Here is a 14,911-nt window from a genome sequence, read left to right as displayed (position 1 = left end):
TCTTTAAGGTAATTATATAATGTTAAAAAATTATTTACACCAACTATGTGATGCGTTTAGTGACGCAATTTCCATTTCTGATAAAAATGGTATTATTATATTAGTGAATAAAAAAAATACTGAGTTAACTGGTATACCTAAAGAAGAAATGGTTGGTAGCTCTGTTGTCGAAATGATGCGTAATGGTGTTTTTGATGTTGTATTAAATCCAGAAATTGTTCAAACCAAACAGGCTATTACGCGAGTGCAAAATATTTCTAATGGTCGCACTTTGGTTTTAGACGGAAACCCTGTTTTTGATAAAGACGGTAATGTAGCTTTTGTTGTTACTTTTATGAGAGATATAACGGCACTAACTAACTTACGTCAAAAAATAGCTTCACAAAAAGAGTTATTAACAACATTTAAAATATTACAAGGTCAAAATAGAGAAACTCCCAAAGTCTCTAATAGCCTTGCAATGAGAAAATTGTATGCAGAAGTCGAAACTATCGCAGATACCGATGCAACTGTTTTATTGTTAGGTGAAACTGGCGTTGGTAAAGATGTTGTTGCAAGAGCTGTACATGCTAATAGCTTAAGAGCAGATAAAGTATTTATTAAAGTAGATTGCGGGAGTATTCCTGAAAATTTAATCGAAACAGAATTATTTGGTTACGCAACAGGTACTTTTTCTGGTGCGAATAAAAATGGTAAGGTGGGTCTTATTGAAGCTGCTGCTTCTGGTTCTTTGTTTTTAGATGAAATTGGAGAACTTCCGCTTAGCACCCAATCTCGTTTACTCAGATTTTTACAAGACAAAGAAGTAATGAGAGTCGGCTCTACAAGTTCTAAGTTTATTGATGCACGCATTATCGCCGCAACCAACAGAGATTTAGAAAAAGAAGTGGCGAAGGGGCGTTTTCGTAGCGATTTATACTATCGCTTAAAAGTTGCTGTGTTAACAATTCCACCTTTGCGTAAAAGAAAAGACGATATTCTTCCTTTAGCAACTTATTTTTTAAATCTGTTTTGTAATAAATATAATAAAAAAATAACTTTTAGCGAAGATGCCCAACATCTGTTACAACACTATACTTGGCCAGGAAACGTGCGCGAGTTAGAAAACATGATTCAAGGGTTAGTAATAACGGGGAAAAATCCCCTTGTTGAAGCCATGGATCTGCCTATAACTAAAGCCTTTAATAATAAGACAGAAGCAGATTTATTGAATGTAGGCTCTTTAGAAATAGAAGGTAGATCTTTTAAAGATATTATGAAAGACCTTGAAACCTCTGTAATAAAAGCGGGTTTAAAACGCTATGGCAATATTACAGAGCTCGCTAAAAACTTTCAGGTTGATAGAAGCACAATTTTCCGCAAGGTTAAAGAAATTGAAGGGCAAGAGAAAAAGAAGTATTAAAGATTTTTTTCGATAACGTCTTTAAGCATTTTGCATTCGAGACTAATTCCTACAACCATCTGTTTTAGCTTAGTATTTTACGATTAAAACTCCTTCATTCGCTTAATATTAGCCGTCTCCATCCACTATCTTGGGATTTCCAACGACAAAAAGCAGCACTGCTAACGCCGTATTCACGGCAAACATCAACCACAGTCCGCCCAGCCTCTGCCTGTTTTAAAATTTTAACAATCTGAAATTCACTAAATTTTGTCTTTTTCATAGAAAACTCCTGTCCGCACTTTGGACTAAAAGTCTCTCTTTTGAAATGGGCCTATTTTAGGGGAAGTAAACACTGGTATTAAATGCTATTTTCCTAAAAAAAGAGCCGACACGCTACCGACACCTTTTAAAATTTAATACTTTTATATTCAGTAATTGCAAATAGTTATATGATTAATTGCTACCTTTAGGAATTTGCACTTGTTTGGATTTATTTTATTAAATATTACTATGTATTTAACTTTGAGTTGTCTTTTCTCTCAACCCATCCAAATAATCAGCCCATTTTTGCATCATCTTTTTACGTTCTGGCAAGTATTCGGCATGGTTATAGGCTTTTCTTACTGCGTTTCTTTCACAATGTGCAAGTTGGCGTTCAATCCAATCTGAATTATACCCCATTCCATTTAACAGCGTACTAGCAGTCGAACGAAAGCCATGAATTGTCATCTCGCCTCGTTGATAGCCCATACGACGTAAAGCATTTAATAAGCCCATATCGCTAATAGGATTGCTGGCACTGGCAGGACTGATAAATAAAAATTCACTATGTCCAGAATGAGGCTGTAATTCCTCTAAAAGTTTTAATACTTGACTTGCCAATGGCACCACATGCACTGTTTTCATTTTCATGCGTCCAGCTGGAATAACCCATTCCGCTGTTTTAAAGTCAATCTCCGCCCACCTAGCTCCCCTTAGTTCATTTGAACGCACAAAAACATAAGGTAATATTTTTAAAGCATAAACTACGCTAAGATCACCTTGATAATTCTCTATCGACTGCAAAAGTAAACTCAACTCTTTAGGGTCTGTTATTGATGCAAGATGTTTTGTTTGAACTTTAGGTAAGGCTTCTGTCAAACCAGCGGTAATATCATACTTGCAATACCCAGCAAGGCGAGCATATCTGCAAATTTGCCCAGATATTTGTACAAGTCTATGAGCCGTTTCGATAGCTCCTTTTTTTTCTGCATGACTAACAGCAAACAAAATATCAGCTGGTTCTAAGTTAGAGATTAATTTTGTTCCAATATAAGGAAATATTTGGTTTTCTATGCGTGATAAAATTTGTTTTCTATATTCTTCTGTTAAATGCACTGTTCTTTTATTAAACCATTCACGCCCGACAGATTCAAAAGTAGAAACTAACTCTTTTTGCTTTGCTACTGTTTTAGCTTTTTCAACCTTTTTTTGTTCACTAGGGTCTACTCCATTCGCTATAAGTTCTTTAGCCTCATCTCGCCTTTTTCTAGCTTCTTTTAAAGAAACTGCTGGATATGCACCAAAAGCTAACGTTTTTTGTTTGCCACCAAATCGATAAGCCAAACGCCAAAGCTTCCCGCCTTTTGGTTCAACCTGCAAATACAAGCCACCACCATCTGTTAGTTTTTGTACTTTATCAGGAGCTTTTAAACTGCGTAAAAGCGTGTCTGTTAATTTCATAATGTTGGTACTCTATCTTTAAATTATAAGTTAAAGAAACAAAAATACCAACAACACTTAAAAAAACTTTGTTATTTAAGACTCTTAACATTTGTTGGTATTTACAAATTAACGCTCTCAACAAGCTCAACATACCAACATTAATACCAACAAATTGTTGGTATGTCAATGGATTCCACTGGACACCATCAAACAACCAACCCCCACAAAAGCAAAGCCCCGTAAGGCTTTTTGGACTTTACGGGGCTTTATAAAACTCTATTTGGCGGAAGTGCATAGGAGTCGAACCTACAAACGGGTATTAGCCGTCCACTGGTTTTGAAGACCAGGCGTTACACCGGTAACGAAACACTTCCGAATTTTATTATAATAATGAAACAATCTTTTGACTGAAAAAAATTAATAAAACAAGTTGAACAATTTAACAAGTCTTTTGTTCGCAAAAACGAGTTGAGACTTTTGCACAATAGGCTCAAAGTGGCTTTCGTCAAAAAGACACTCCAAAAACCACGAATAAGGACACTAGGCTGGCTTTGCCTGCCATTGAGATTTGGGGACTTGGGGGCTTCGGAGGATACCCCTGAAACAAAGGGAAAATTTAATTTTCCTGTAAAATTAGTGGTTTTTGTGGCTTAAGACGTTTCATACTGTGTGCATACAGAGCATATAACGATGACAAAGAACGCAAAACGGAGTTTTGCAATGGTTTGAGTTTAGGAAAAGTATTTTGATAGTATCATTAAAAAAACGCCCCAAAGTTATAAACCAAGAGGCGTTTTTGTTACTAACAGACGTTTTTGTTAAATAAAAACTAAAAAATTAATCTACTTTATAAAAAGCGTTTGCTCCCGCCTTACAAACAGGGCATTTATCATTGTGTGGACCTTCGTGAGTATAGCCACAAACATTACAGATATAATAATCTACATCTTTAAGCTTGCCTTCGGCTTCTAGGGCTTTTTTATAAAGTTTTGCGTGTACTTCTTCTACTTCATTAGCGAATTTAAAATAAGTAGCCGCAGCTTTATTACCTTCGGCTTCGGCTTCTTTGATCATTTGAGGATACATGCTTGTAAACTCATGAGTTTCACCGGCAATAGCGTCTTTAATGTTTTCTAAAGTAGAATGAATTCCGCCGGCAATACGCAAATGACCATGAGCATGAATGGTTTCAGCTTCAGCAGCAGCACGGAAAAGTTTAGCAACTTGAGTAAAACCTTCGCTCTCGGCTTTTTTAGCATAAGCTAAATATTTACGGTTAGCTTGAGATTCACCGGCAAAGGCAGCCATTAAGTTTTCTTGTGTTTTTGACATAATAATTTCCTTTTATTTTAAGTTTATAATTAACTAACACTAACAACAATTATTACTATTAAGCTATTCTTTAGATTTTGTAAAGCAGAAAAACAAAAAAATATTATCATTATATTAAGCATAAAAAATTATTTGTCTATATCGTAACATCATATAAGAAAAATCGCAAAACCACAATAATCAAACCTTGGCTTTTTACAGCTATTTTAAACTTGCTGTACAAATTTAACTAAGTTATACTGAGTTATGCTTTCTATAAAAAGATAAAGATAAAAACAACATAACAAAAAGAAAAATATAATGCGTATAAATAAAGCCTTAGCACAAGCCGGCATTTGTTCCAGGCGTAAAGCGGACGAACTTATTAGCCAAGGACAAGTCCGTATAAACGGCGAAACCGCACAAACAGGTCAAGATGTTGATTTAAGTCAAGACACAATATTGATTAATGGACGAAAAATCGAATTAAACCAAAACGCCCAAGCGGAAAATTTTTGTTATCTACTCCTCAACAAGCCGATTGAAATTGTCTCAACAGCTAAAGATCCGGAGGGTAGAAAAACCGTTTTAGACCTTGTGCCTGATACTTTTTTAAAACTGCCAAACAATCAAAAACGCAGAATTTATCCTGTTGGTCGTCTTGATTATTTTTCTGAGGGTCTAATTTTATTAAGTGATGACGGTGAGTTAACACATAGGCTCACCCACCCTTCTTTTAATTTACAAAGAGAATATATTGTCGCTGTGCGTGGTAAACTTACGCCTGAAATGCAAAATATTATGCAAAAAGGTATGACGTTAAGCGAGGGAGACAAACTCGCCCCTATGCAAGTTGAAATTTTATCTCCACAAACCAATAATTATCGCCACCTCTTTGGCTACCTGCATAACAACGAAAATACTATTATAAAAATGACCTTGATTCAGGGCTTAAATCGCCAAATTCGTAGAGTTTGTCGTGATTTGGGTTTAACAATACTTAAACTTTGTCGTATATCGCATGGCCCAATCCAATTAGCTGCTTTACCTACGGGAAAAGTTCGCTCACTTAGCGAACAAGAAATTAAAGCACTTTATGCTTCTGTTAGGCTAGACAAATGAATAAACTAAGTGCCAAGATGCCATCGGCGACCAGCGGTTATATTTTTGTTTTATTTGCCGCTACTTGTTGGGGTCTTATTGGTCCTTTAGCAAAGTTTATTTTAGCGCATGGTAAGCTTACGCCTGAAATGCAAAATATTATGCAAAAAGGTATGACTTTAAGCGAGGGAGACAAACTCGCCCCTATGCAAGTTGAAATTTTATCTCCACAAACCAATAATTATCGCCACCTCTTTGGCTACCTACATAACAACGAAAATACTATTATAAAAATGACCTTGATTCAGGGCTTAAATCGCCAAATTCGTAGAGTTTGTCGTGATTTGGGTTTAACAATACTTAAACTTTGTCGTATATCGCATGGCCCAATCCAATTAGCTGCTTTACCTACGGGAAAAGTTCGCTCGCTTAGCGAACAAGAAATTAAAGCACTTTATGCTTCTGTTAGGCTAAACAAATGAATAAACTAAGTGCCAAGATGCCATCGGCGACCAGCGGTTATATTTTTGTTTTATTTGCCGCTACTTGTTGGGGTCTTATTGGTCCTTTAGCAAAGTTTATTTTAGCGGAAGGAATAAGCCCTCAAGAAATTTCGTTTTGGCGTTCGGTTTTTGGTGGAGCATTTTTTTTAATCCACGCTATAGTCTGTAATTTATTACACACAACTTTCAAAGAAAAAATTATCTTTTCTCTTTTTGGGGTGGTGGGAGTCGCCATACTTTTTACTGTTTATCAAATTGCGGTTAAAGAAAGCGGTGCGGCTTTAGCGGCTATTTTATTATATACCGCCCCTATCTGGGTAATTATTTTTTCCGCCCTGTTTTTTAACGAACCTTTTACTAAAATAAAAACAACTTCTGTGTTCATTGCTCTTTTAGGAGTTGTTTTATTAAGTAGCTCCGGAAACGCTTCAAACACTCAAATTAGCATAACGGGAATAGTCTGTGGACTGCTCGCCGGTTTTTGTTATTCTTTGCATTATGTATTTACCAAAAAATATTTAAGCAAACACTCTCCCATAACTTTATACGCTTATTGTCTGCCTTTTGGTGCATTAACGCTTTTCCCCGTTACTGAGTTTGCCAATAAAACAAACTCCGCTTGGGCTATTTTGTTTTTTTTGGGTTTTTTATCTACTTATCTTGCATATTTTAGTTATTGCAAAGGTATGATGCGTTTAAACGCCACAAAAGTCGCAGTAATCGCCAACCTTGAACCGGTTATCGCTTCGCTACTTGCTTGGTGGTGGTGGGGAGAGCTATTTCCACCTTTAGGTCTGTTGGGTGCGAGCTTAATATTTTTCGCGATCTTTTTGATTATCTTAAAAGAACCCAAAAAAACTTAATTAAGACTATTGTATTCTTGTTTTAAGCCCGCTCTATAAGATAAAAATTTTGTGGCTATTTTGTTTTTTTTGGGTTTTTTATCTACTTATCTTGCATATTTTAGTTATTGCAAAGGTATGATGCGTTTAAATGCCACAAAAGTCGCTGTAATCGCCAATCTTGAACCGGTTATCGCCTCGCTGCTTGCTTGGTGGTGGTGGGGAGAGCTGTTTCCGCCTTTAGGTCTGTTGGGTGCCAGCTTAATATTTTTCGCGATCTTTTTGATTATCTTAAAAGAACCCAAAAAACTTAATTAAGACTATTAACAATAGTATTGTAGTGGCTTTCGTTAAAAAGACACTACAAAAAACACTAATAAAAACAATGCGTTGCCTTTGTATGCCAGTGAACTTGGGGCTTCTGAGGGTATCCCCGAAACAATGGGTGAAATTTAATTTTCCTGTAAAATAAGTGAGTTGCGTGACTTAAAGGCGTTTCATGCTAGTGTTGCAGAACATAAAACAATGAAAAACACACGCATAACGAAGTTGTGCTATGGTCTTAATTAAGACTATTGTATTCTTGTTTTAAGCCGTCTTTTAAGATAAAAATCTTGATTGTTATATTTTTTTATATTATAAATTTGCATATTATTTTTTATGTCATTCAAAAAAAACAAGTATTCTTAAAGAGCAACTAACACATGACCCAAGAAGCTATAAAGTCTACCGTTACAGGATACATAAGACCTATAATCGCCGAAAATGACAAAGAACTTGAAAAAAACGCAAAAATATCCCTTGTAACCACAAGCGGAGAACAGTACATCATACTCCCTAAAGGGGCGGGGAACGATCTTTTAGAACGCTTAAACGCAAACATTACCGCAACAGGTAATATCTTTAACGAAAATGAACGTAGTTATTTTTTTGTAAGAGATTATTCGTTTAATGACGACTTGGAACATGAATGGTACAACGATGAATATTAAAAAATATCAATTTATTACCCGCAAAATTTGCACTTTATATGAAACAAGCCTCATTTAAACTCAACCTTGACCCGAGTTCAAATAATGCCGAACTGTTATTTTTCGGAGACTGGCGAGTATTAAACCTTGATACTGTTAATCAAGAGTTAAACTCGACTCTCAAAAATAAAGGTTTTGTGTCTTTATTAAAAAGTAAAAAAAAAAATAAATGCCTGTTAAATTGTACTGAGTTAAACTCGTTAGATACTGCCGGTGCTTTAATTATTACTTTAATAAAAAATAAAATACAAAAATCAGGTATTCAAACAGAATTTATTAACACAACCCAAAACCAAGAACAACTCTTTACCTTAGTTAATACAAAAGAAGAAAAACAAGAAAAAGAACAAGTTTCACCCTTACTTGTAACTCTTACCAAAATCGGTGAACGTGTTATTAACGAATGCAAAACCTTTGTTCAAGTTTTGGCTTTTCTCGGGTTATTGGTAACTAAGCTTATTAAAGAACTGCTTCAACCGTGGAAACTGCGTTGGACTTCTGTCTTTTATCATATGGAACAAGCCGGAGTTATGGCTGTTCCGATTGTCGGCTTACTATCATTTTTAATCGGTATGGTCTTATCTTATATGTCAGCCGACCAATTAACCAGACTAGGGGCCCAACCTTTTGTCATAAATCTTTTGTCTGTCTCTCTTTTAAGAGAACTCGGACCGATGTTGACGGCGATTGTTGTTGCCGGACGTTCCGGTTCGTCTTATACCGCAGAGATTGGGGCAATGGTCGCCAACCAAGAAATTGACGCCATGCTCGTTTCGGGCTTTGAACCAATACGCTATTTAGTTATTCCGAGGGTTTTGGGGCTTGTTATTACCCTGCCCTTACTTGTTTTTATCGCCAATATTCTAGGTTTATTGGGTGGTTGGTTTGCCTTAAAAATAAGTTTTGATATGGACTTATTCTCTTTTGTCTCTCGCCTTCAAGAAGTAATTTCAACAAACAGTATCTGGGCGGGTCTTTTAAAAACCCCCGTGTTTGCCTTGGCTGTTGCTCTTATCGGTTGTTATCAAGGTTTTCAATCAACGGGAAGTGCCGATTCGGTTGGAAAACTTACAACAAAGTCAGTCGTGGAATCTATTTTTATGGTTATTGTGATTAATGCTATTTTTGCAATTATTTATAAAAACATAGGTTTTTAAAACAATGAATAAAGCTACAATAATAAAATTGCATAATATCACAAACCGCTTTGGGAAACATACCGTTCATAAAAACTTAAACCTTGATGTTTATAAAGGTGAAGTTTTAAGCCTTATTGGTGGATCCGGTTCGGGAAAAAGTGTTTTGCTACGCTGTATGTTAGGGTTAAGACACCCAACCCACGGAACTGTTTCGGTTTTTAATACCAATATTCAAAAAGCGAGTGAAAGCGAACTTCAAAAATTAAGAAAAAGATGGGGCGTTTTATTTCAAGGCGGTGCTTTATTTTCTTCTTTAACCGTAAAAGAAAATATCGCTACCCTACTAAATGAATATACAAACTTAAACAATAAATTAGTTAACGAAATAGCTATGTTAAAAATACGCATGGTCGGACTCCCCGAAAATTCCGCTGATAAATACCCCTCTCAATTATCCGGCGGAATGATCAAAAGAGCCGGTCTCGCAAGAGCTTTGGCTCTCGACCCCGAACTTTTATTTTTAGATGAACCAACGGCGGGTCTAGATCCAATCAGCGCCGAAGCGTTCGACGCTCTTATAGTTTCTTTAAAAGAAACCCTCGGTCTAACCGTCTGTATTGTAACCCACGACTTAGATACTTTATTTGCCATTAGCGATCGTGTTGCCGTTTTAGCCGAAAAAAAAATCGCCGCTATCGGAACAATTGACGAGGTTAAACAAGTTCCACTACCTTGGATTCAAGAATATTTTAACGGAAAACGTGGACGAGAAGTCTCCGGAACGCAAGAAAAAAACAAACTTTAAATTATCAACAATATATTAATATTGCCAATCACTTTGGAGGCAAAATGGAAATTCGCGCAAGTTACGCATTAGTAGGACTTTTTACTTTATTAAGCATTGTTGGCTTAATAAGTTTTAGCCTATGGAGTGCTTCAAACAATAATCAAAACGATCAGATGATGTATGAGGCTGTTTTCAGCGGTAGCGTAAGTGGTCTTTCTGTCGGCAACGATGCCCTGTTTAACGGGGTAAGAGTTGGTCAAGTTCGTCGTATAAATTTAGACCAAAAAGATCCGTCTTTGGTTAACGTACTGGTTGAAATCTCCGATGATACACCGGTCAGAAAAGACTCTGTCGCAAGACTTGAAGCAAGAGGCATGACCGGATTGGCGGTTGTTTCAATCTCCGGCGGTTCCGCCGAAAGCCCCCTTTTAGTTCCCACCGCTCAAGAAAGAATACCAAAGATACAAACTATTTCATCACCTCTTGACGTTTTTTTGAGTAACGCCCCTGAAATGATCACAGCGGCAAATAAAGCCATGCAAAATGTTCAGGCTATGCTCAGCGAAGAAAACCAAAAGTCGATTAAAGAGATCCTAGAATCAACAGACACAATCTTATCAAACATCGCCAATGGAGCAGACTCTATGCCTGTTGCCATGAACAATTTAGCGAAAGCAAGTCAGGACTTAAATAAATTAATCAATAACCTAAATAAATTAAGCAACACAGAACTAAAAGGAACCCTAACTGAACTAAACCAAACGATAAAATCAATTAATAACATTTTGAAAAAATCAGAACCAAGTATTACCCTGTTTGCGACAGAAGGCTTAAACGACGCACGCAGAGCCATTTCTGAAGCAAGATTATTACTCGGAACTTTAAACCGTGTTGCCTTAAAACTTGAAAGCGATCCAAGACGCTTTTTCTTTGGAAATACCTTACCGGAGTATAGTGCAAAAAATGAAAAATAATATAAAAAAACTATTCTTAAGTTTTGTTTTAGTCTTAACTTTGCTGAGTTTTGGTGGCTGTATCGGCAGAATTTTAGACGCAGGCCCTGCCCCCGATAGAGTTCTTTTAAATATCAATAACGAAAAGGTAAGAGAAACGCCCCTGCCTTATCAAGTTCTCGTTCCTATTCCCGAACTCGGTTTTGATTTAGATACCGATAATATTGCCTTAATCTTTGACGGAAACCTTGTACGCTATTTAAGCGGTGCAAAATGGTCAAGCCCCGCTCCAAGATTAATTCAGCGTCTCGTCTTAGACTCTCTTGAAACAAGTAACATACTCAACGGCGTTTTAGACGAAACTAGCGGAATTTTTCCTGATTATCGTTTAACAGTCAGCGTCAGAGAATTTCAATTTACTTACCCTGAGGTCGGGGGAATTCCAACAGCGAGCGTAACATTTCACCTGCGTATAATTAATACGAGAGATGCAAGCATCTTAGGTTCCACGCAAATCACAAAATCTACAAAAGCAACAGACCGCACTTTAAGAAGCATGATTATTGCTATGGAAAGCAGTATGAGCGAAGTATTAAAAGAAACAAACAGCTTTGTGGAAAATACTTTTAGCAAAACAACAAAAAAGAAAAAATAATAATTACATAAAAATTTATTAGTATATTAGGAGAAAAACTATGTCATTAGGTATGCGTATCAAGCGTATTCTATTAATTATGTTGGGAATATATATCGGACTTTTCCTTTGTTTTTTAGCTTACGATTTTTATAAAAATCCAAGACTTACTACAAGTGAATCTTGGCAATTGGAATATTACGACAACAATCCCGTTCCCGCTCAAACAAAGAAAAATTATGCAAGTATAACATATGCCGCACCAGCAAAAGCACCATCAATCTCTGCCATGGTGGAACATACTCCTAGCGAAAATACATTTTCCAACAAACAAAAAGGTGAACAAAAGTTTGAAAAAACAGCTTCGATTAATGCAAGCTCCCGAGCTTTTAACGAAGATGAAAAGAAAATACGCAATTTAATCAGTGAACAAAAAGCGATTATTCAAGATGAACAAACTTTAGGGCGTAAAAGCTCAAGGCGTCTTCACTTAATTATCGGTGTTACCCCTGCTAGCTTTGATACTTTTTATGAAGCCGCCCAAAAAATAGGTACTGTTCGTAGCGTTTCTACCGAAAAACAAGACCGAACAAACCACTTTCTAACTTTAAAGGCAAAAAGAGCCTCTTTGGAAAGTACAAAAGCTTCCCTCGTTGAATTAAAAAAACATGAAGGAAAAATTGAAGATTTTATAAAATTGCAAAATCGTATTCTTGAAGTTGAACAAGAACTACAAACACTTGGCGTTTCACTGGGTGAGTTTGATGAAATCAATGCCTTTTTTACCGTACGTTTTTCTTTGACAGAAGAACAACTTGTAATTCATCACCCAACAAGTATAATTACAAGAGCTATTGAAGCCTTTTTATACGCAACAGGCGTCTTTACTGCCGGACTAAGTCTTTTCTTTTTTGCAACTTTAACGGCGTTTATCTTGCTACTTGCAATTGATCGCTTTAAGTTAATTCAAAAGTTTGTGAATTATCCGGAACAAACCAAAAAATAAACGTCATAAAGTAAGACCATTGCAAAACTCTGTGTTGCGTGCTTTTATCATAGTTTTATGCTCTGTATACTATAGTTAAAACGTTTTAAAACACAAAAACACTTATTTTACAGGGAAATTAAATTGTCCTTATTCGTGTTTTTTGGAGTGTCTTTCTAAAGAAAGCCGCTTTGCGACTATTGTGCAATCGTCATAAAGTAATCTAGCAAAACCCAAATTACCAAAAAACTTTGCGTTAAAATTATTGCTTTAAAACGTTTAAAGTTTTATACTAAGATTTTAATTTATTAAATGTTGTCAGATTTTATATAAAAAAGAATCTAACAAAACTCTTTGAAGAGTTGAATATTATAATGAGGATAATAAATGATAGAGCGTTATACCAGACCGGAAATGGGTGCATTATGGACTATAGAAAGTCGATTAAGAGCTTGGCTTGAGGTTGAGTTGGCTGTTTGTCAAGCTTGGAATGAACGGGGCATAATTGACGACGCAGCCATGAAAGAAATCAAAGAAAAAGCTGACTTTGACGTTAACAGAGTTTTGGAAATTGAAGAAGAAACTCGCCATGATGTTATTGCTTTTTTGACGGCTGTTGAAGAAAAAGTTGGTCCTTCCGCACGCTTTATTCACCTTGGTTGTACATCATCAGATATTGTTGATACGGCTAATGCCCTACTCTTGGTGCGTGCCGGAAATATGATTTTAAAAGCTTTTGACGGCTTACTTTTAACCTTGAAAGAACTCGCTTTAAAAACAAAAAGCCAACTTTGTATAGGACGTACACACGGAATTCACGCCGAACCAACAAGTTTTGGTCTTAAAATCTTAGGTTTTTATGCTGAATTTCAAAGACATAGAGCCAGATTTGTCAACGCCATCGAAGGGATCAAAGTCGGAAAAATCTCCGGTGCTGTCGGAACTTACGCTATGCTTGACCCTGAACTTGAAAAACGCATCTGTGAAATATTGGGGCTTGGCGTTGAAACCGTCTCCACTCAAATTATTTCACGCGACAGATACGCTGATTATTTTACCGCCTTAGCACTAACAGCCGGCGGAGTAGAACGTTTATGCGTTGAATTACGCCACCTGCAACGTACTGAAGTTTTAGAAGTAGAAGAAGGCTTTGGAAAGGGACAAAAAGGCTCTTCCGCCATGCCACACAAAAAGAACCCTATTTCTGCTGAAAATATGGCGGGCTTATCACGTCTTATCCGTACTAACGCCTTAGCTTCTATGGAAAATATGCCTCTTTGGCACGAAAGAGATATAAGCCACTCTTCTGTTGAACGTGTCATTATGCCTGACTCAACCATTTTAACAGATTATGTACTCAACCGTTTAACTAAATTAATAGCCAATCTAGTTATTTATCCTAAAAATATGGAACGTAACCTTTGGTTATCTCACGGTTTATTCTTTTCTCAACGCGTCTTAACCGCCCTGATTGAAAAAGGCGGAAAAAGCGATAAACAACTCTCTCGCCAAGAAGCTTATGTCATGGTACAAAAATGTGCCATGCAAAGTTGGCAACAAGGGGTTCCGTTTACCGACTTAGTTTATGCTGATACTGAAATTCGTAAATATTTAAAACAAAGCGATCTGTCGGAAATATTTGATTTAAAATATTACTTACGCCATGAAGATACTATTTTCAAACGTGTTTTAGAAAAAGCTTAAGCTCTAATAAAAATTATTCAACTTAAAATGCCCTGAAAGATTAAATGTTTTTCAGGGCTGTTTTTAATAAACACAAAAGTTAAAGCCATGTTACAATTTATATCTCGTCCGTTCTCACGCACTTTGCGTAACGCATTAATCAGGCAACACCCTTGGTTTTCTTGTTGTGCGTCTTGTAGCGAGATCAAAAAACCCGTTAAAAACAATCTTTGCACATCGATCTCTCCTAACTTTAAGGTTGACTTGGTTTTAATGCCTCAAAACTCAGAGCTAAATTTCAAACACCAAAAAGAACTTTTCGCCCTGTCTCTTAAATTTTTTCTAAACGGCTTTCCTTGGGTCAGAAAAATTATTGTTACGGGCTATGAACCCGCATGGTTGAATTCATTAAATTTAAAGCAAAGCCAAAAAGAAAAGCTTACCTGCTATGACTTTAAGTTCCACAATAAAGTCAACCAAGACGATAAACTTATCCGAACTATTTTAAACGCAATATTAAACGACGCATCTTTATCAGAACATTTGCTGATTGCGACAACAGACACTTTTGTTAAAAATCAAACTAGTTTGTTAGATTATTTTACCCCTAACGGTATTCCGCTAAACTACCTTAACCCAATGTTGACCGAAGAAAATTTAACAGAGTTAAATGAGCTTTTATCAAAACCTTTAGCTCTACAGACAATAAGCTCAACAACAGAACAGGCTTTTTTCCAACAACCTTTGGCAACCACAAAAGAAAGTTTAAAAGAAATATTTTATGAGTGTCTCAAAAACGATTCACTGAATAAAGATTTTTTCTCTTATACCCTTCCCAGTTCAGCCTATATCTT

16 protein-coding genes and 1 tRNA gene are annotated in these 14,911 nt (G+C 36.3%); 13 read left to right on the top strand and 4 right to left on the bottom strand.

The genetic code is table 11. The features are described 5' to 3' along the window. The first annotated feature begins 19 nt into the window (after positions 1 to 19). Entirely contained in the window at positions 20 to 1,402 is a 1,383-nt protein-coding gene (locus BT999_RS00400) for a sigma-54 interaction domain-containing protein (protein ID WP_072695361.1), read from the top strand. Between the two features lie 94 nt (positions 1,403 to 1,496). On the opposite strand, the gene BT999_RS12250 is transcribed toward BT999_RS00400, so the two are convergent. The 4 genes from BT999_RS12250 to BT999_RS00380 form a co-directional block, all read right to left on the bottom strand. Next, positions 1,497 to 1,664, bottom strand: coding sequence for a transposase (locus BT999_RS12250; protein WP_084650524.1), 168 nt, complete (start codon positions 1,662 to 1,664; stop codon positions 1,497 to 1,499). A 236-nt stretch (positions 1,665 to 1,900) separates the two neighbouring features. Further along, positions 1,901 to 3,106: a tyrosine-type recombinase/integrase gene (locus tag BT999_RS00390; RefSeq protein WP_072695359.1), complete on the bottom strand. Its 1,206-nt coding sequence runs from the start codon at positions 3,104 to 3,106 to the stop codon at positions 1,901 to 1,903. Between the two features lie 263 nt (positions 3,107 to 3,369). Continuing rightward, positions 3,370 to 3,462, bottom strand: a tRNA-Sec gene (locus BT999_RS00385). A 463-nt stretch (positions 3,463 to 3,925) separates the two neighbouring features. Next, complete coding sequence (locus tag BT999_RS00380; protein ID WP_072695357.1) at positions 3,926 to 4,420, bottom strand: rubrerythrin family protein; 495 nt, start codon at positions 4,418 to 4,420, stop codon at positions 3,926 to 3,928. Between the two features lie 300 nt (positions 4,421 to 4,720). Here BT999_RS00380 and BT999_RS00375 point away from each other — a divergent pair, with 300 nt between their 5' ends. The 12 genes from BT999_RS00375 to BT999_RS12460 form a co-directional block, all read left to right on the top strand. Then, a complete protein-coding gene (locus tag BT999_RS00375) occupies positions 4,721 to 5,521 on the top strand; it encodes a pseudouridine synthase (RefSeq protein WP_072695355.1) in 801 nt (266 codons plus the stop codon). Next, entirely contained in the window at positions 5,518 to 5,982 is a 465-nt protein-coding gene (locus BT999_RS00370) for a pseudouridine synthase domain-containing protein (protein WP_072695354.1), read from the top strand. Before BT999_RS00375 ends, BT999_RS00370 begins: the two co-directional genes overlap by 4 nt. Then, a complete protein-coding gene (locus BT999_RS00365) occupies positions 5,979 to 6,866 on the top strand; it encodes a DMT family transporter (protein ID WP_245790970.1) in 888 nt (295 codons plus the stop codon). The genes BT999_RS00370 and BT999_RS00365 overlap by 4 nt, the downstream gene beginning before the upstream one ends. Before the next feature lie 51 nt (positions 6,867 to 6,917). After that, positions 6,918 to 7,163 carry a DMT family transporter gene (locus BT999_RS00360; protein WP_072695353.1) on the top strand — a complete coding sequence of 82 codons (246 nt, stop codon included), beginning with the start codon at positions 6,918 to 6,920 and terminating at the stop codon, positions 7,161 to 7,163. Between the two features lie 386 nt (positions 7,164 to 7,549). After that, positions 7,550 to 7,837: a hypothetical protein gene (locus BT999_RS00355; RefSeq protein ID WP_072695352.1), complete on the top strand. Its 288-nt coding sequence runs from the start codon at positions 7,550 to 7,552 to the stop codon at positions 7,835 to 7,837. Positions 7,838 to 7,875: 38 nt separating this feature from the next. Beyond that, positions 7,876 to 9,033, top strand: coding sequence for an MlaE family ABC transporter permease (locus tag BT999_RS00350; protein WP_084650523.1), 1,158 nt, complete (start codon positions 7,876 to 7,878; stop codon positions 9,031 to 9,033). 4 nt (positions 9,034 to 9,037) lie between these two features. Then, the gene (locus BT999_RS00345) at positions 9,038 to 9,820 is read left to right on the top strand and encodes an ABC transporter ATP-binding protein (RefSeq protein ID WP_072695351.1); all 783 of its coding nucleotides are present in this window, start codon (positions 9,038 to 9,040) and stop codon (positions 9,818 to 9,820) included. Positions 9,821 to 9,864: 44 nt separating this feature from the next. Next, the gene (locus tag BT999_RS00340) at positions 9,865 to 10,776 is read left to right on the top strand and encodes an MlaD family protein (RefSeq protein ID WP_072695350.1); all 912 of its coding nucleotides are present in this window, start codon (positions 9,865 to 9,867) and stop codon (positions 10,774 to 10,776) included. Then, positions 10,766 to 11,410, top strand: a complete 645-nt coding sequence (locus BT999_RS00335) for an ABC-type transport auxiliary lipoprotein family protein (protein ID WP_072695349.1) — start codon at positions 10,766 to 10,768, stop codon at positions 11,408 to 11,410. The genes BT999_RS00340 and BT999_RS00335 overlap by 11 nt, the downstream gene beginning before the upstream one ends. 40 nt (positions 11,411 to 11,450) lie before the next feature. Then, on the top strand, positions 11,451 to 12,395 hold the full coding sequence (locus BT999_RS00330) for a DUF4349 domain-containing protein (RefSeq protein ID WP_072695348.1): 945 nt from the start codon (positions 11,451 to 11,453) through the stop codon (positions 12,393 to 12,395). A gap of 366 nt (positions 12,396 to 12,761) precedes the next feature. Beyond that, entirely contained in the window at positions 12,762 to 14,078 is a 1,317-nt protein-coding gene (gene purB, locus BT999_RS00325; RefSeq protein ID WP_072695347.1) for an adenylosuccinate lyase, read from the top strand. 87 nt (positions 14,079 to 14,165) lie between these two features. After that, the coding region (locus BT999_RS12460) for a hypothetical protein (RefSeq protein WP_178139290.1) at positions 14,166 to 14,911 on the top strand (746 nt) is incomplete at its 3' end.

Origin of the sequence: Desulfovibrio litoralis DSM 11393, from assembly GCF_900143255.1 — a bacterium.
In the GTDB taxonomy this organism is placed as follows: domain Bacteria; phylum Desulfobacterota; class Desulfovibrionia; order Desulfovibrionales; family Desulfovibrionaceae; genus Frigididesulfovibrio_A; species Frigididesulfovibrio_A litoralis.
This window is presented reverse-complemented; position numbering and strand designations above follow the sequence as displayed.

Bases quoted from the DNA above. Each gene is read 5' to 3' on its own strand.
- BT999_RS00400 (WP_072695361.1), top strand. From the start codon at position 20: ATGTTAAAAAATTATTTACACCAACTATGTGATGCGTTTAGTGACGCA.
- BT999_RS12250 (WP_084650524.1), bottom strand. From the start codon at position 1,664: ATGAAAAAGACAAAATTTAGTGAATTTCAGATTGTTAAAATTTTAAAA.
- BT999_RS00390 (WP_072695359.1), bottom strand. From the start codon at position 3,106: ATGAAATTAACAGACACGCTTTTACGCAGTTTAAAAGCTCCTGATAAA.
- BT999_RS00380 (WP_072695357.1), bottom strand. From the start codon at position 4,420: ATGTCAAAAACACAAGAAAACTTAATGGCTGCCTTTGCCGGTGAATCT.
- BT999_RS00375 (WP_072695355.1), top strand. From the start codon at position 4,721: ATGCGTATAAATAAAGCCTTAGCACAAGCCGGCATTTGTTCCAGGCGT.
- BT999_RS00370 (WP_072695354.1), top strand. From the start codon at position 5,518: ATGAATAAACTAAGTGCCAAGATGCCATCGGCGACCAGCGGTTATATT.
- BT999_RS00365 (WP_245790970.1), top strand. From the start codon at position 5,979: ATGAATAAACTAAGTGCCAAGATGCCATCGGCGACCAGCGGTTATATT.
- BT999_RS00355 (WP_072695352.1), top strand. From the start codon at position 7,550: ATGACCCAAGAAGCTATAAAGTCTACCGTTACAGGATACATAAGACCT.
- BT999_RS00350 (WP_084650523.1), top strand. From the start codon at position 7,876: ATGAAACAAGCCTCATTTAAACTCAACCTTGACCCGAGTTCAAATAAT.
- BT999_RS00345 (WP_072695351.1), top strand. From the start codon at position 9,038: ATGAATAAAGCTACAATAATAAAATTGCATAATATCACAAACCGCTTT.
- BT999_RS00340 (WP_072695350.1), top strand. From the start codon at position 9,865: ATGGAAATTCGCGCAAGTTACGCATTAGTAGGACTTTTTACTTTATTA.
- BT999_RS00335 (WP_072695349.1), top strand. From the start codon at position 10,766: ATGAAAAATAATATAAAAAAACTATTCTTAAGTTTTGTTTTAGTCTTA.
- BT999_RS00330 (WP_072695348.1), top strand. From the start codon at position 11,451: ATGTCATTAGGTATGCGTATCAAGCGTATTCTATTAATTATGTTGGGA.
- purB (WP_072695347.1), top strand. From the start codon at position 12,762: ATGATAGAGCGTTATACCAGACCGGAAATGGGTGCATTATGGACTATA.